The organism is Sulfurimonas sp. ST-25 (genome assembly GCF_048079205.1).
GTDB classification, from domain to species: domain Bacteria; phylum Campylobacterota; class Campylobacteria; order Campylobacterales; family Sulfurimonadaceae; genus Thiomicrolovo; species Thiomicrolovo sulfuroxydans.
In genome coordinates this window covers 1,190,934-1,207,505 of the sequence record NZ_CP182225.1, presented here as the reverse complement: position 1 = coordinate 1,207,505, position 16,572 = coordinate 1,190,934, and the positions used below count along the sequence as shown (strand labels likewise).

The following is a 16,572-nucleotide window of genomic DNA, read 5'->3' as shown; positions in this document are numbered from 1 at the left end:
TTATATCGTCGTCTCGGGGAGATCGTCTTCTTTGGTACGCAGCGCTTCGATCAGCGCCGCCGCGAGTATCAGCACGCCGCCGATCATTTCCATGGCGTCCATCCGCTCTCCCGCGATCAGCGTTGCGGAGATGACGGCGGTGATCAGCTCCATGATAATAATGATGGAGGAGCGTCCCGCTTCCATATGCGAAACGCCCCACTGTGACCCGATATTGGCCAGCAGCAGCCACAGTACGGCGTAGGCCGCGAGGGCAAGCCATGCTTCGGAGCCTGCATCATAGGGAAGCTGCTCCACGCCCAGGCCGAGCAGCGCTCCCGCGAGGACAAGGCAGCCGTAGAACATCACCGTGATCTTCGAAGCGACGGGGACCTCTGCCGCGGCACGGAAGACGAGGTTGTTCATCGCAAAGAGCAGGCCCGAAAGCAGTGCGATCAGGTCGATCCATGACGGTGCGCCGCCGAGGGCGTCGAACCCGCCGAGAATGACAAAGGCGCCCGTGACCGCGAGGGCGGCACCCAGCCAGCGCCAGAGGTCGACGCCTTCGCGCAGGAAGAACTTCCCGCCGAGCACGCCCCAGACGGGCAGCAGGTAGAAAAGTACCATCACACGGATCACCTCGCCGTTGATCAGGGCATAGGTAAACGCAAGATTCGCACCCCCGCCGAAAAGCAGGATCATGCCCATGGCCCGCTTGTGTTCGCGCCATTGTGAAAACTGCGCCATGAGCACCGGGGTCAGCAGGAGGGCGAGGATGCCGTAGGCACCCATCGTCAGCGCGATACCGTCAATACCCATGCCGTTGATCTGTTTAAGCGGCAGCCAGGTAAGCCCCCAAAGGACCGACGCGCCGAGCAGTACGACGACGGGAAGGTGCGATCTCATGCCGCCGCCTTTGCCATATGGCGCTGAAAATGGAGCCGTTCCGTTTCGCCCATCCACTGGTTAAGTTCCCACAGATCGGCCACCGGGGCCTGGGTAAAGGGGAGCGTGTGCAGATAACCGTCGGGGCCGAACTCCGGCGTCATCGTCGAAATCGCGAATCCGCGGTGGTACTGCGCCTCCCAGAAACGTTCCCAGGCCGCCTGGTGCGCCTCCAGGGCATAAGCGTACTCCGGTGCCGCCGGGTGCGGGACCTGCGGCCCCTGGTCGTAACCGACGCGGGCATGGATATGTTTCACGTTCGGCGCGATCGCATCGATCGTCTCTCGTTCACTGTCCATCTGCCGTTCGCAGACGACGCACCAGTGGCTGATGTCGGCCGTCAACGAGATCTCCGGCAGTGCATCGACGATCCGGCGCGTCACCCAGGGGTTAAAGAGGCTTCGGCTGCGGTGGGTCTCGAAACTAATCTGCAGGCCGTAGCGCTCCGCCAGTTTCATCCCCTCTTTGAAAAAGCGCAGGCTCTCCGCCTCGCTCCAGGCGTCCAGTCCGCCGATGCAGGTGACAAAACGCGGGGAGAGTTCCGCACTGCGTGCAAGGATCGCATTGAGGTCGTCCAGGTGCCCTTCGACACCGAGATCGCGCCGCGGGACGTAATCGCCCCCGGTCACCGCCTCGGCGATGTAGTGAAGGCCGTACTTTTCAAGACACGATTTCCAGTAGGCACGCTGGGAGGAAGATTCGGGCGCCGGCCCTTCGATCCCGTCGAACCCCGCCGCAAGGGCTTCGGCACAGGCGCTCTCGAAATCCCCCTCAAAGCCCCACATGGTTTTATATCGCTGCAGTTCCATAATCAATCCTACTCCTGCGGTTCGATAACAAAGAGCATCTTGCCCGCGTGCACGCTCTCACCCTCGTGGCAGAGCACCTTGACGATCTTGCCCGCTTCGGGGGCTTCGATGTCGACTTCCATCTTCATCGATTCGGCGATGGCGAGCACTTCGCCCTCCTCGACCGTGTCGCCGAGTTTCGCCATCACCTTCCAGAGGCTTCCCTGAACCGGGGATTCAACCGCTTCGTCGTGTTCGCCCAGCTCGATCACCTCCATCGTCTCCGCTTTCACTTCGCCGCTCTCGCTGGTGAAGTTCGCCAGCCCCGTGCGTTCCCACATGGCGCGTTCTTCATCGAAGGCGGCCTGCTGCGTCGTTTTAAAGGCTTTGATGCTCTCCTTGTTCTCGGAGAGGAATTCTTTATATGCCTTGAGGCTGAAGGTCGTCTCTTCGACTTCGAGCTTCATGCGGCCGCGGGGGAAATCCTCGCGCATTTTGTGTAGCTCCTCGGCGCTCACCTCGTAGAACTTGATCTGGTCGAAGAAGCGCAGCAGCCACGGCTTGCCCTCTTTGAAATCCGCCGTCTGGCGGTGGCGGTTCCACATCTGCACCGTCCTACCGACGAACTGGTAGCCGCCGGGACCTTCCATCCCGTAGACACACATGTATGCCCCGCCGATACCGACAGCGTTCTCCGGGGTCCAGGTACGCGCCGGGTTGTACTTGGTCGTGACAAGGCGGTGGCGCGGGTCGAGCGGCGTCGCGACGGGTGCACCCAGATAGACGTCGCCAAGGCCCATGACAAGGTAGTTGGCGCCGAAGACGATCTTCTTGACCTCGTCGATAGAGTCCAGGCCGTTGATGCGGCGGATGAATTCGATATTCGAAGGACACCATGGCGCATCGGGGCGGACCGTCTTCATGTACTTGTCGATGGCGACGCGGGTCGACTCGTCGTCCCAGGAGAGCGGCAGGTGTACGACGCGCGCCGGCACCTCGATGTCGTCGATGGACGGCAGGGTCAGTTCAATCTCCTTGAGGCGTTCAATCAGTGCAGCCCGGTCACAGACTTTCGGGTCGAAATGGACTTGCAGCGAGCGGATGCCCGGAGTGATGTCCGTGACGCCCTCGAAGGACTCCTCTTTCATCGCCTCCATCAGCACATGGGCGCGGAAGCGCAGTTCGATGTCGAGCTGCATCTCCCCGTATTCGACGAGCAGGTTCGCGTCGCCGGACTGGCGGATAACCATGGCCGGAAGGTCGCCCTTCGCCTCGTCGGCGAAGAGGATCGGCGATCCGATCGGTTTCGGTGCAAGGAAAGCGCGCTCATCGTAGGTGGAGAGCGATGCGATCGCCTCCTCCTGCGCTCCCAGCATTTCCATCGCCGTGTCGTGTTCCACCGGGACGAACTTCACCTTGTCGCCCGCCCGAAGCTGGCCCATCTTCCACAGCTCGGCGCTTACGATCGTCACCGGGCAGACGAAACCGCCGAGGCTCGGACCGTCGGGGCCGAGGATGACCGGCATGTCGCCGGTGAAGTCGACGGCACCGATGGCGTAGGCATTGTCGTGGATATTGGAGGGGTGCAGCCCCGCTTCGCCGCCGTCCGTACGTGCCCACTGCGGTTTGGGGCCGATCAGGCGCACGCCGGTGCGGTTGGAGTTGTAGTGGATCTCCCACTCCGTCGCAAAGAAGGTTTCGATATCGTCGTCGGTGAAGAAATCCGGGGCGCCATGCGGTCCGTAGAGCACGCCGATCTCCCAGCGGTTCTCATATCCGTGGCGCGGCGTAGCCGGTGCGGTTGCGGCGTCGCTCTCCGTCATCGTGTCGATGTGCAGCACATCGCCGGGAACGAGGGTGCGCCCCGCGTGGCCGCCGAACTGCCCAAGGGTAAAGGTCGAGCGGCTGCCGAGGTACTCGGGTACGTCGAACCCGCCGCGCACGGCCAGGTAGGTACGGAAGCCTTCGTTATGGACTTTTTTCAGTTTGAGCACGCTGCCGGCCTTGACCGTGAGCGCTTCGTTCATGCCCACCGGCTCGTTGTCGATAGAGGCGTCGATCTGCGCGCCGCAGAGCGCGACGACGCTGTCGGTATTGAAGCGCAGCGTCGGCCCGGCGATGGCAATCTCGAGGCCCGCCGCCGCTTCGCTGTTGCCGACAAGACGGTTGGCGTAGCGGAAGCTGAAACCGTCGAAGGGGCCGGAAGGCGGAACGCCGATATCCCAGTAGCCGCTGCGGCCCGGGTAGTCCTGGATCGTCGTCTGTGTTCCCGGGCGCAGCACGTCGATACTGTTTGGCGTAAAGCTGAAGCCGTCAAGGTACTTCGTCGTCTGTTTGCCCTGTTCAAAAACATCGGAAGCGACGATGGCGCCGAGGTAGCGGAGGTTCGTCTCGATCCCGTCGATGCGTGTCTCTGCAATGGCCGTGCCGATCTTGGCAAGCGCATCACTGCGGTCACTGCCCTTGACGATAAGCTTGGCGATCATCGGGTCGTAGAAGGAGGAGACTTCGAGGCCCGTCTCAATGAAGGTGTCGCAGCGGATCCCTTCTGCGAAGGCGACGTTCGTCAGGACCCCTGAGCTGGGCTGGAAGTTCTTCATCGGGTCTTCGGCATAGACGCGCACCTGGATGGCGTGTCCCTGCGGGGCATGGACGTAGTCGTACAGCGCCGGGTTCTCGCCGGCGGCCGTGCGGATCATCCACTCGACGAGGTCGACGCCGGTCACCTCTTCGGTAATGCCGTGTTCGACCTGCAGGCGGGTATTGACTTCGAGGAAATAGAATGCGCCGCTGTCCGTATCGTAGACGAACTCGACCGTCCCGGCGGAGCGGTAGGCGACGGAGGCCGTCAGGTCTCTGGCGGCTGTGTAGAGCGCTTCGCGCGTCTCATCGGAAATCCCGGGAGCCGGGGTCTCCTCGATCACCTTCTGGTTACGGCGCTGTACGGAACAGTCACGGTCACCTAAAGTTGCCACAAAGCCCTCGCCGTCGCCGAAGACCTGTACTTCGATGTGGCGTGCATGTGCGACGTATTTTTCCAGGAACATCCCGCCGTCAGAGAAGTTGTTTTCACTGAGGCGCTTGACGGAGTCGTAGGCACTAAGCAGCTGCGCTTCATCGAAACAGAGCTGCATCCCGATCCCGCCGCCGCCGGCGGTACTTTTGAGCATTACCGGGTAGCCGATGCGCGCCGCTTCGCTTTTCGCTTCGTCAAGGTCGGACAGCAGTGAGGAGCCCGGCAGGAGGGGAACGTTGTTCGCCTCGGCCAGGGCGCGGGCCGTGTGCTTGAGGCCGAACTTCTCCATGTGCTCCGTACGCGGACCGATAAAGGCGATCCCGGCCGCCTCGCAGGCGCTGGCAAAGGCCGCATTTTCGCTCAGGAAGCCGTAGCCCGGGTGCACCGCTTCGGCACCGCTCTGTTTTGCAATATCAAGGATCTTTGCCGCGTCGAGATAGCTTTCGGAAGCCACACCGTGGCCGATATAGTAGGCTTCGTCGGCGAGGCTGACATGCAGGGAGTCGGTATCGGCGCCGGTATAGACGGCGACGGAGCCTATGCCCATCTTCTTGAGCGTACGGATGACGCGGCAGGCGATCTCTCCGCGGTTGGCGATCAAAACTTTGCTAAACATTTTCAGGTCCTTAAAAATAGTACTTTTCGGGCCGTCCCGGTCGTCTGAATGCCGCAGGCCGTCCCGAGGCACTGGAAGAAACGCTCTTCCCGGCGTTATTCGAAAAATTTCGGAAAGCGGTTCTTGCTCTCGAAAAAGGCCATGTCGTGGTTGGGCCACAGATCCGCGCCCGTTTCAAGGGCGAGCCGTTTGAGCTTGCGGATGCTCTCCAGCGCCTGCGTTTCGTCGTCGCGGTAGCAGAGCCCCGGCGCGATCTCCCGCTCCAGGTTCTCCCGCAGGTCCGCCGCGTCGCCGGCAAGGAGGATCGGGGAGCCCTTGGGCAGCTCGATCATCATTGACATGTGGCCGGCCGTATGGCCCGGCGTCTCGATGGCGCGGACGCCGGGGACGAGGTCGTATTCGCCCTTGTAAACGCGCCAGTTCACCGGACAGTCGAAGTCCTCTTTGAAGTAGGCTTCGTCCGCCGGTTCACGCGCCGCCTCAAGCTCTTTTTCATGCACGTGCACTTCCGCACCGCAGAATTCGCAGACCCCGCCGGCGTGATCGAAATGCAAGTGCCCGCAGAAGACGACGTCGATATCCTCTTTCTGCAGTCCCAGCTCCGCCAGGCGGTTGGGCAGGCGCTGCTCCTCGGTCATCTGCGGCGGACCGAAGGGGAAGCCTTCATGCTCGTAGAACTGCTTGCGTAGAACCGGGTCGGCGATCTTCGTGTAGTCGCATCCCACATCGTAAAGGATGCGGCCGTTGGACGTCTCGATCAGGTAGGCGAGGATCGGGGCGTCGATGATCACCCCTGAGCCGTGGTTGCGGGTTGAGAGCGTCTTCTCGTAACGGTGGGTTCCCGTCAGGATGGGCCAGAACTTCTTTACCTGTGTCATGTTGGACTCCTTCAGTGCGCCGTCAGGAACGAGACGCCGTCCACACCGATAAAGGTGCGGCCCCCGTCGCGCTTGACGTCAAGGTCGGCCGGGTCTCCGTTGAGGACCCGGCCGACACGGTAGCGGTGGTAACTGCGCGCCAGGTCGGAGAACACCAGGACCTGCGTCCTGTCTTCGCCGTAGAGCTTGGCGTGCAGTCCCGGCAGCCGGTACCACGGCTGGATCTGCTGATCATGGTGAACGTTGTGGTACGCGAAATTGAGGACCAGCAGGTTCAGCCACGGGTATTTCTCAGAGATCAGGTTCGAATAGGTATTGCGCGATTCGAAGGCGCGGTCATACTGTTTCACTTGCGCTTCGCGCGAAAAATCCAGGGTTTCATGCACATCGTAGGTGTGCTGGTGCACATCCATGAAACGCATGACCGTCAGGAAGATCATGTACGCCAGCGGGTAAAGCAGCAGCACCTTCGGCGCAATCGACGCCAGTGCGGCAAAGAAAGCGATGCGCAGTACCAGTACCGTGACGACGCGGCGGCGCAGATAGCGGCGGCTCTCCTTCATGAACGGCAGAATGACGACCAGGGCGTGCATCATGATCTCGAGGGCGGGAATGTAGAACCACTCCAGTACCTGGATCGTCTTGAGCAGTTTCGGATAGTGCGGCAGGCGGGTGCGGAAATCGAACGAAACGATATCGGCACGGTCCAAGTGGTGGCGGACATGCTTCATCCGTATCGCCTCGTAATCGCTGTACGACGCGCCGCAGATCCAGAGCAGAAGCTCTCCGAAACGGTGGTTGTTGATCGGCAGCCTGAAGAGCGAATCGTGGGCGCACTCGTGGATGAAATAGGCGGCGATGACCATACCGTGTGCCAGCAGGAGTACCCCCGCCGCATTCAGCCACAAGGCGTCGGCCAGGATGGCGGCGAATCCGCCCACGTAGGCCCCCAGCATATAGGCCCATGCCGCCAGGTTCGGCAGCCATGCATCTTCGAAGCGCAGAAGCCGTGTCGCCTTTTTCATCGTCTTAGTCGTCCCAGATGACCAGCTGGATCGGCGACGGGTTGAACGCGTTGCACGGGTTGTTGAGCTGCGGACAGTTCGAGATCAGCACCAGCGTGTCCATCTCGGCTTTCATGTCGACATAGTCGCCCGGCTTGGAGATACCGTCGACGATGATCAGGAAACCGTTCTCCTCGATCGGCACGTTCATGAAGAAGTTGATGTTGTTCGTGAGGTCCCGCGGGTCCATCTCACGCTCGCCGATCTCGAACAGATAGTTGTCGCGGCAGCTGTGCATGTACTTTGTATCGTGGCCGTAGCGTACGGTGTTGCTCTCCGCGCTGCAGTGCCCGCCCAGGGTGTCGTGGTTGCCGCAGGTATCGTCGGTGATCGTCATCATGACGTTGTCGTCGGTGGAGATCAGCTGTGTGCCCGTCGTGACGAAGATACTCCCCTGTTCGCGGATCGTATCGTTGGCCGAGTAGCGCTCTTCGTGATCATTGGCATTGTAAAAGAGCGTGTCGACGGCCTGGCACCCTTCAAGGTCGACGATACGCAGCGTCTGGCCTTTTTTCACGACATAGCTCCATGGCACGCCGGCCGGCAGTTTGTGGTTGTATACGGCTGTTTCGATATCTCTTTTCATCACGCGCTCCTCAGGCAAAGTAACGTGCGTTGTTCTTGAACGCACGTTGGGACTGGATACTGAAGTTCATGCAGTAATCATCTTCGGTGACCGGGGCCGCTTTGAACAGCGTCAGCTGGACGTCGCTCGGGTTGTACGTTCCCTTTTCCATCACATGCGGCGTGTTGGAGAGCACCAGCAGGACATTCATCTCCGCGCGCAGTTCGATGTAGCTCTGCGGCTGCGGCCGCTTGTCGGAAAGCGCCAGCTTATTGCCCTCTTTGACGTCGACCCGTCTGAAGAAGTTGACCGCCTGAAGCATGTCACGTTTTCCCATGCCGTATTTGCCCAGTTCGACGAGGAAGTTCTCCCGGTCGCTTTTGTAATAACGGTTGCGGATATGTTCGAAATCGCCCTCGCCGAAGTTTTTCGCGACGATGCGCGGGTTGCTGATGCCGCCGATGGCGTCGAAGAGACCGTCAGTCGTATCTTCCGTAATGGAAAGCAGTACGCGGCCCTGCTCGGAATAGAAGACCCGCCCTTTGCAGAAGTAGGCGTTATGCTGAAGTTTGACCGTGTCGGCGGAGTTGAAACGCTCCGAGGTGTTGTCGGCGTTGTAGAACATCGCGCTGAGGGTGCCCAGCCCGTCCTTGGTCGTGATGCGGATCTTGTCGCCGCGCTTAATGATCTTCGACCAGCGTGCACCGCCCGGGAGCACCTCGTCGAGGATGATGGATTCTGGTTTCAGGTTTTTGTGTTCAGTAATCACTGTTTCTCCTTCAAAGTTTTCGGGCCGTCCCGCGCGTCATGATGCCGCAAGTCGTCCTGCGGCACTGGAAGATCTGCTCTTCCCGGTCTGGATCAAACCTTGATGGTTTTATCGATCTCTTCAAGTACGGATTCGCGCGTATCCCCGACGGGGATGTCGTAGGTGATGCGCGCCCCGTAGGCGTTGGGTGCGTGCGGGTCGTGACGGACCTTGTCGAAGACCAGCAGCCGCGTTCCCAGGTAGAACCCCTCGTGGAGGTCATGGGTGACCATGACGACGGTGAGGTTGTTCTTTTCCCAGAGGTCAAGGATCAGCGCGTGCATATCGGCGCGGATCCCAGGGTCGAGGGCCCCGAAGGGTTCGTCCAGCAGCAGGATCTTCGGCTTTTTCACCAAGGATTGCGCAATAGAGAGACGCTGCTGCATCCCCCCGGAGAGCTCGCTGGGGTACTTGTGCGCCGCGTCGCCGAGGCCGACGGCTTCGAGCATCGCCATCGCTTCGGCTTCCGCCGCCCTGCGGGCCTGGCCGAAAAGGCGACCTGAGAGCGGAGCCTTTTCAAACTCGATCCCGAGCATGACGTTTTTCAACACACTCAGGTGCGAGAAGACCGAATAGCGCTGGAAGACGATCCCACGGTCGACGCCCGGCTCTTCCGGGAAAGGCTTCCCGTCAAGCAAAAAGGTGCCGCGGGTCGGGTTCTCCTGCCCCAGCAGCATCTTCAGAAAGGTTGTTTTCCCGCAACCCGACGGTCCGACGAGCGTACAGAATTCGCCCGCCTCGATGTTCAGGCTCAGGTTTTCCAGCACGACGTTGTCGCCGTACTCTTTCCAGAGGTTTTTAACGGTGACGAGGCTCATGACTGCTCCTTCCCTGCGTCATACCACGGGAACACCTTGTAAGTGAACCGCTTGAGCAGGTAATCAAACAAAAAGGCGAGGAAGGTGATCCAGGCAACATACGGCAGGATCACATCCATCGACAGGTAGCGGCGTACCAAGAAGATCCGGTACCCCAGCCCTTCCGTGGCCGAAATTGCCTCGGCGGAGATCAGGAAGATCCACGCCGTCCCCATGGTGAGGCGCACCGCATCAAGCAGGCGCGGAAAGATCTGCGGCAGCACGACGCGCAGGACGATCGTCCAGGACGATCCGCCCAGGGTCTGCGCCTTGATCAGCTGCTCCGCCGGGATCTCCATGACCCGCTGCTGCAGGTCGCGGACGATCAGCGGGGTCACCCCGATGACGATCAGTGCTACTTTAGCCAGCTCACCCATACCGAAAATGATGAATAAGATGGGCAAAATAGCCATTGGCGGCACCATGGAAAAGGCCGCGACGAAGGGCGAAAGGCCCGCACGAACGAAGGGAATGAACCCCAGCGGGATCCCCATCAGCAGTGCGAGCACTGCGCTGATGAGCACACCGAGGCCGAGGCGCTCGAGCGAGGCGACCGTATCTTCGACGAAGAGGTATTCGCCGGTACGCTTGCTCGGTTCAAACGCCATGCGGTCGATCGCTTCGGCAAAGCTGCTCATGGAGGGCAGCAGTTTGTCGTTCGGATTTTCCGCCAGGCGGACTTCCGACGCCCCCAGGTAGAGGAGCACGATCAACACAAACGGCAGCAGCCCCAGGAAAAAGAGGGACTGTTTCGACGGTCTGAGGTTCATTAAACGTTTCATGAGAGGACCTTACAGTTTCCCTTCGGCAGCCATTTTGACATAGGTGTCGTCGAAGCGGAGCTTGATGTTTTTCGGATCACCGAACGTTTTGCCGCCCGGGAACGCCATACCAATGAACTCGGCGTCAGGAGCACCTTCGCCGAGGATGCCGTGGTCAAAGGAGAATTCGCTGACTTTTTTCATCGTCGCCGGAATGGCGTCGCTGGTTGTAAACGTCAGCAGGTCAGAGGGCTCGTAGAACATCATCGTGGAGTCAAGCTGGCTCTTGTAGCCCGCGAGGTCCGTACCGGAAGCCTGCGCCATAAAAGTCAGTGCCGCTTCGTCGCCCTTTTTCATCAGTGCCATCGTCTCAAACCATGCACCGGTCAGCGCTTTGGCGAGTTTCGGGTTGTCTTTGAGGGTTTCCGTGTTGATGACGAGCATATCGATAATCTCGCCCGGCGTCTTGCTGGAGTCGAAGACAAGGTTCGCATCTTTGTTGTTGGCCATGATCTCGCTGAGCTGCGGGTTCCATGTTGTCATCGCCGTGACGTCTTTCGTACCCCATGCCGCGACCATATCGGCGTCGGAGGTGTTGAGGACCTTGACGTCTTTCTCGCTCAGGCCGACCGTTTCAAGCGCACGTGCCAGCAGGTAGTGTGAGACAGAGAGTTCGACGAGGTTGACCGTCTGGCCTTTGATGTCGGAAAGCTTTTTCTTGTTTTTAAGGAGGATACCGTCGTTCCCGTTGGAGTAGTCACCCATGATGACCGCTGTAGAGTCGACGCCGCCGGCAGCCGGAATCGTGAGGGCATCCATGTTTGTCATCAGACAGCCGTCAAATTTTCCTGCAGTATATTGGTTGATTGATTCGATGTAGTCGTTGACCTGGACCATCTCGATCTCGATGCCGTATTTTTTGGCCCACTTGTCGATGATCCCTTTTTGCTGGGCGTAATCCCAGGGCATCCATCCGACATAGATCGTCCAGGAGACCTGAAACTTATCTTTGACTTCCGCCATCAGAGAAGAGGCACCAAGGCCCATGACCATCGTAGCGGCAACTAAGAGTTTTGAGGTAGATTTGAAAATAGATTTCATGTAAATCTCCTGAGTAGGTAATGGATTAAACACGCCAAGAGGTTGAAACCTCCCGGGCTTTTATCCCTCCGTGTAACCCCTACTCAAGAGGTCGACAGCTCTCGGACCAGACACGGTAACCCGCCGGAACCCTAGCCGCCTATTGTGGACAGTGGTGAGGTTAAACAACCTCGTGACATGCTTTCTGGGTGTCAGTATAACATTTTTATCAAACAGGTCAAGGAATTTAGTGGTTAAAAAATAATCACTATTAAAAACAGTAACAACTTTTGTGCCCAGCACGCGAAAACGGCCCGCTCCCTTTTACCGATTTTATCTGTTAATATGGATATAATTTCATGACCATTCGCTAGAGGAGAGAAGGAGTTTCATGCCCCAGGATCACCGTCCCATCCAGCTCGGCGTCAATATCGACCACATCGCCGTATTGCGCGAAGCGCGCCGCATCAATGATCCCGACCCGCTGATGGCTCTTGCCCTCTGCGCCCAGAACGGCGCGGACCAGATCACCATCCACCTCCGTGAAGACCGCCGCCATATCCACGACGAAGACGCCCAGAAGATCATCGCCTCCTCGCCGCTGCCGGTCAACCTGGAGTGCTCCATCAACCAGTCGATCATCGATATCGTCTGTGAACTCCGTCCCCACCGCGCCACCCTCGTACCGGAAAACCGCGAAGAGGTGACCACCGAAGGCGGGCTTGACGTCATCGGCCAAAGCACCGCCGTCTCCGACGCGATCGACCAGCTTCACGATGCCGGGATCCCCGTATCGCTCTTCGTCGACCCCTCAGCACACATTATGGAGCAGTCCAAGGCCCTGGAAGCGGAGATGGTGGAACTCCACACGGGAACCTACGCGAATATCTATGCGATGCTCCACTCCGCCCTCCCCTATACCCGCCACAGCATGCCCGACCTCGAACTGCCGCGCGACGACCTGCAGCGCCGCCTCGAAGCCGCTGTCGACGCCCTGCGCCAGAGCGCGGAACACGCCCACTCCATCGGCCTCGAAGTCGCCGCGGGCCATGGGCTGAACTACCACAACGTGCAGGCCATCAGGGCCATTGCAGAGATCACGGAGCTCAATATCGGCCAGAGCATTATTGCACGCTCTGTCTTCTCAGGGCTTGCTGCCGCAGTGCGCGATATGAAAGCGCTGCTCGTCCGATGAGCCTGCCGCGCCTCGCCGTCAGCATCGGTGATCCGAACGGGGTCGGCCCGGAGATCGCCCTGCGGACCCATCCGCAGATCGCCGACGTCTGCCACCCCTATTACTGCGTCGACCCGGAGGTCATGGCGGAGGCGGCATCCCTGCTGGGCATGCAGCTGCCCGATGATTTCAACATGGTCCCCCTTGGGCTCCCCGTCGCCATCAAGCCCGGATGCGTCACCGCCGATGCCGGGCGCTACAGCCACGCCTCCTTTGTCAAGGCGATCGCGCTGACCGAAGCGGGCGAAACGGATGCCATCGTCACCCTTCCGATCCACAAAGAGGCGTGGATGCAGGCGGGCATCACCTACAAAGGTCATACCGATCTGCTCCGTGATCATTTCGAGCAGGAAGCGATCATGATGCTGGGGTGCAACCAGCTCTACGTCGCGCTCTTTACCGAACACGTTCCGCTCAAAGAGGTACCGGCGAAGATCGAGCGCAACGCCCTTGCGCGTTTTCTCGTCGACCTCTACCGGGCCACCGGCTTCGATGATATGGCCGTGCTGGGGCTCAATCCCCATGCCGGGGACAACGGCGTACTCGGGGATGAGGAGCGGGAGATCGAAGCGGCCATCGCCCTGGCCAATGACACGATCGCCACAAAAGGGTTTAAATGCGACGGACGTCCCTTTTTCGGGCCTGTCGTTCCCGATGCCGCCTTTACCCCGACTTTCCGCTCCGTGCACCGTCATATCGTGGCCATGTACCACGACCAGGGGCTCGCGCCCCTCAAGGCCCTCTATTTCGACGAAAGCGTCAACATCTCGCTGAACCTTCCCATTGTCCGCACCTCCGTCGACCACGGTACCGCGTTCGATATCGCCTACCGCGGCAAAGCACGCCTCAACAGTTACCGCAATGCCGTCGATACCGCCCTGAGACTCCTCTAAAAAACTTTCATTTATTTTATAATTATTTGTGATATTAAATTGACATTTTCACACTAGAATCTATCTATACCAAACTATTTTAGGGTTGACTGATGGGAACGGAAAAAGTCAAGCAGCATATCTACATTATCAAACAGCGTAAGCGCATCAATCTGGCCAGCGGCCCCTTCGAGTACGAGGAGCTTCTGGGAAAATGTACCAGCACGGACGAGGCGAAAAAAATTCTTGACGCCCACCCCGACGCCTATATCTCGGAAGACTCCACCTACAGCGACTCCGACCTGTTCCGCTACGAGTAGCAACTGTTTACACACGATTAAATAGCGCGTTCTATACTGGGTTATTCCACTTTTCAAAGGATGATCGATGCCCAGAAGATACCTACTACTCAGTTCCATTCTTTCCGCCGTGCTGACCCTCCAGGCCGCGGCCGTCACCTTTGACGAGATGCCCCCGGTGACCAAGCGGGTGATGCCCAACGGTCCCAATGAGGTGCTCTCATTCAGTCCTGCCGTCGAGCGGGCGAAAGCCTCCATCGTCTACATCTCATCGAAACAGACACGCTCGCAGAAGTACATGGAACAGATGCACCCTTTCTTTGAACAGTTCTTCGGCCGGCGGTACAATCCCAACCCCCACCGTCAGAGCCTCGGTTCCGGTGTCATCGTCACGGCAGACGGCTACATCGTCACCAACAACCACGTCGTCGAAGATGCCGACACCATCATGGTCAAACTGCCGGATTCCCAAAAGGAGTACCGTGCCAAGCTTGTCGGCAGCGACCCCAAATCGGACATCGCCGTCATCCGGATCGACGCGGAGGGGCTGACGCCGATCCGGATGGGCAGCTCCGCCGAGCTACAGATCGGGGATATCGTCTTTGCGATCGGCAACCCCTTCGGCGTCGGTCTCAGCGTCTCGCAGGGGATCGTTTCGGCCCAGCATAAAAGCGGCATCGGGATCAACGAGTACGAGAACTTCATCCAGACCGATGCCTCCATCAACCCCGGGAACTCCGGCGGTGCCCTCGTCGACAGCCGCGGGGCGCTGATCGGTATCAACTCCGCCATCATCACCCGCAGCGGCGGCAACAACGGGATCGGCTTTGCCATCGAGGTCGATATGGTCAAAAGCATCGCCAAAAAACTGATCGAGGACGGCAGCGTTACGCGGGGCTATCTCGGCGTCAGCATCGGCAACATGACCAAAGAGCTTCAGTCGCTGTACAAACATGAACAAGGCGCCCTACTCAACGATATCGTTGTCGATTCGCCGGCGGCAAAGGCGGGGCTGAAACGGGGAGACCTCATTATCGCCGTCGACGGCCAGCCGATCCGCAATGCCGCCGACCTGAAGAACAGGGTCGGAATGTACCGTCCCGGAAGCCGCGTCAAGATCACCTATGAACGCGACGGGGGCACCGACAGCGTCTATGTCCATCTGACCGACCTGGGCGAACACGACACGAGCGACGCCGACGCCGTCTTTAAAGGGGTCAGTCTGCAGAACATCGACGCACAGCAGCGTTACCGCCTGCGGATACCCGATGACGTCGAGGGGGTCCTTGTCACCGAAGTGGATGCCGAGAGCGATGCGGCGATGCAGGGTGTCCGGCCCGGAGACATCATCGTCCAGCTGGAGAATACCCCTGTGACCGACATGGCTTCCCTTGTCAAAGCGCGCAAAAACGCCAGAGGGCAGCTCAATCGTGTCTACGTCTACCGTAAGGGGCAGGTCTACGTCGTCGCCCTCCCCTAGGCCGTGCCCCGGTGATCCCGGGCATTGGGATCCGGCACCCTAATGCGTTACAATAGAGGGTGATACAATGTACCGGAGACGCCCACCATGCTCCTCTCGTTTACGCTACGCATAATTATTGCCTACCTCATTGTCATCGGCATCATGTTTGCCACGGTGTACCAACAGCACCATTCGCGGATGGAAGATTATGTCAGTCAGCGCTTTGCGGACGTTATGACGCAGGTACGTGCACATCTGGCGATGGATGAATCCGAACCGGTCAGTGAAGAGATGCGTGAAGTGCTGCAGAGCATGCAGATCCCCTATCTTGAAGCCTATGACGGGAAGGGGCGTCTGCTGCACACCTTCGCCTCCGGCAATTGGGCTTCGCTTAAGGACAAGACACCGTTGCCGGCTCTGCCGGCCGGTGAAGAGGAGAATTTCACGTTGATCGATCATGACCGCTCCCCCTACCTTGTTTTCGCCACCGGACCGGCCCAGATCAAGAATCCTTTCGGGCGGCATGTCGTCAGGGCTTTCCGCGGCGTACTCCCCGTCGACGAGGGCATCATCCGGCGCATGCGTGAACATTATGCCAACGCGCTCTGGCTTGTGCTCGCGACCGGTGCGGTTTTCGCCCTCGCCCTCTTTCCGATGATCCTCTTCTACTATCGGCAGCTTCGTCTCAAAAACAGTGAGTTGATCCGCAGCTATTTCGGGACCGTTTCCGCGCTCGGCAGCGCCGTTGCCCAGCGTGACAGCGGCACGTCAAGCCATAGTTTCCGAGTCACGCTCTATACGTTGAGGCTTGCCGAGGCGCTACAGTGTTGCAGTCAAAAGCACATTGCCAATATCATCCTCGGCGCCTATCTCCATGACATCGGCAAAATCGGCATCCCGGACGCTATTTTGCTAAAACCGGACAAATTGACCGCCGATGAGTTCGAGCTGATGAAAAGCCATGTCGAGAAAGGGTTGGAAATCGTCAGTCATGTCACCTGGCTTTCCAACGCCGGGAGCGTGATCGCCGGCCACCATGAGAAGTATGACGGCAGCGGGTATCCCCACGGCCTGCGCGGGGAGGCGATCCCCCTGGAAGCGCGCATCTTCAGCGTCGCCGACGTCTTTGACGCCCTGAGCTCACGCCGCCCCTATAAAGCACCCATGACGCTCGAGGCCTCCCTCGACTACATCAAAAACCATTCCGGGACCCACTTCGACCCTGCCATCGTCGCAGTGTTCATACGCATCGCGCCCGGGATCTACCGCGAGACACTGGACCGGAATGCGGAGGAACTCGAAGCGATGCTGCAAAAAGAGGTCGAACCCTACATCAACAGGCTATGAT

The 16,572-nt window shown here is 59.3% G+C and carries 15 protein-coding genes and 1 riboswitch; of the genes, 5 read left to right on the top strand and 10 right to left on the bottom strand.

Features of this window, described 5'->3' with window-relative positions; all coding sequences use genetic code 11:
* The 10 genes from ACM66T_RS06160 to ACM66T_RS06115 all read right to left on the bottom strand — a co-directional run bounded on the left by ACM66T_RS06160 (position 1) and on the right by ACM66T_RS06115 (position 11,378).
* Positions 1–885 (bottom strand): DMT family transporter, encoded by an 885-nt coding sequence (locus ACM66T_RS06160; protein WP_416768899.1) that lies wholly within the window; start codon positions 883–885, stop codon positions 1–3.
* A complete protein-coding gene (locus ACM66T_RS06155; RefSeq protein ID WP_231021156.1) occupies positions 882–1,733 on the bottom strand; it encodes a sugar phosphate isomerase/epimerase family protein in 852 nt (283 codons plus the stop codon). Before ACM66T_RS06155 ends, ACM66T_RS06160 begins: the two co-directional genes overlap by 4 nt.
* Positions 1,734–1,741: 8 nt before the next feature.
* Positions 1,742–5,344 carry an urea carboxylase gene (gene uca / locus ACM66T_RS06150; protein WP_231021155.1) on the bottom strand — a complete coding sequence of 1,201 codons (3,603 nt, stop codon included), beginning with the start codon at positions 5,342–5,344 and terminating at the stop codon, positions 1,742–1,744.
* 95 nt (positions 5,345–5,439) lie between these two features.
* Positions 5,440–6,222 carry an N-acyl homoserine lactonase family protein gene (locus tag ACM66T_RS06145; protein WP_231021154.1) on the bottom strand — a complete coding sequence of 261 codons (783 nt, stop codon included), beginning with the start codon at positions 6,220–6,222 and terminating at the stop codon, positions 5,440–5,442.
* A gap of 11 nt (positions 6,223–6,233) precedes the next feature.
* The gene (locus ACM66T_RS06140) at positions 6,234–7,247 is read right to left on the bottom strand and encodes a fatty acid desaturase family protein (protein ID WP_231021153.1); all 1,014 of its coding nucleotides are present in this window, start codon (positions 7,245–7,247) and stop codon (positions 6,234–6,236) included.
* 4 nt (positions 7,248–7,251) lie between these two features.
* A complete protein-coding gene (locus ACM66T_RS06135; RefSeq protein ID WP_231021152.1) occupies positions 7,252–7,872 on the bottom strand; it encodes an urea amidolyase associated protein UAAP2 in 621 nt (206 codons plus the stop codon).
* Between the two features lie 10 nt (positions 7,873–7,882).
* Complete coding sequence (locus ACM66T_RS06130) at positions 7,883–8,620, bottom strand: urea amidolyase associated protein UAAP1 (RefSeq protein WP_231021151.1); 738 nt, start codon at positions 8,618–8,620, stop codon at positions 7,883–7,885.
* Positions 8,621–8,712: 92 nt separating this feature from the next.
* Positions 8,713–9,477, bottom strand: coding sequence for an ABC transporter ATP-binding protein (locus ACM66T_RS06125; RefSeq protein WP_231021150.1), 765 nt, complete (start codon positions 9,475–9,477; stop codon positions 8,713–8,715).
* The gene (locus ACM66T_RS06120; RefSeq protein WP_231021149.1) at positions 9,474–10,298 is read right to left on the bottom strand and encodes an ABC transporter permease; all 825 of its coding nucleotides are present in this window, start codon (positions 10,296–10,298) and stop codon (positions 9,474–9,476) included. The genes ACM66T_RS06125 and ACM66T_RS06120 overlap by 4 nt, the downstream gene beginning before the upstream one ends.
* Before the next feature lie 9 nt (positions 10,299–10,307).
* Positions 10,308–11,378: a putative urea ABC transporter substrate-binding protein gene (locus ACM66T_RS06115; RefSeq protein ID WP_231021148.1), complete on the bottom strand. Its 1,071-nt coding sequence runs from the start codon at positions 11,376–11,378 to the stop codon at positions 10,308–10,310.
* Between the two features lie 47 nt (positions 11,379–11,425).
* Positions 11,426–11,524, bottom strand: a riboswitch (guanidine-I (ykkC/yxkD leader).
* Between the two features lie 245 nt (positions 11,525–11,769).
* Here ACM66T_RS06115 and ACM66T_RS06110 point away from each other — a divergent pair.
* The 5 genes from ACM66T_RS06110 (at position 11,770) to ACM66T_RS06090 (ending at position 16,571) form a co-directional block, all read left to right on the top strand.
* Positions 11,770–12,552, top strand: a complete 783-nt coding sequence (locus ACM66T_RS06110; protein ID WP_231021226.1) for a pyridoxine 5'-phosphate synthase — start codon at positions 11,770–11,772, stop codon at positions 12,550–12,552.
* The gene (gene pdxA / locus ACM66T_RS06105; RefSeq protein ID WP_231021147.1) at positions 12,549–13,484 is read left to right on the top strand and encodes a 4-hydroxythreonine-4-phosphate dehydrogenase; all 936 of its coding nucleotides are present in this window, start codon (positions 12,549–12,551) and stop codon (positions 13,482–13,484) included. Before ACM66T_RS06110 ends, pdxA begins: the two co-directional genes overlap by 4 nt.
* A gap of 92 nt (positions 13,485–13,576) precedes the next feature.
* Positions 13,577–13,783, top strand: a complete 207-nt coding sequence (locus ACM66T_RS06100) for a hypothetical protein (protein ID WP_231021146.1) — start codon at positions 13,577–13,579, stop codon at positions 13,781–13,783.
* A gap of 67 nt (positions 13,784–13,850) precedes the next feature.
* The gene (locus ACM66T_RS06095; protein ID WP_231021145.1) at positions 13,851–15,242 is read left to right on the top strand and encodes a Do family serine endopeptidase; all 1,392 of its coding nucleotides are present in this window, start codon (positions 13,851–13,853) and stop codon (positions 15,240–15,242) included.
* An 87-nt stretch (positions 15,243–15,329) separates the two neighbouring features.
* A complete protein-coding gene (locus ACM66T_RS06090) occupies positions 15,330–16,571 on the top strand; it encodes an HD-GYP domain-containing protein (protein WP_231021144.1) in 1,242 nt (413 codons plus the stop codon).
* The last annotated feature ends 1 nt before the right edge of the window (position 16,572 follow it).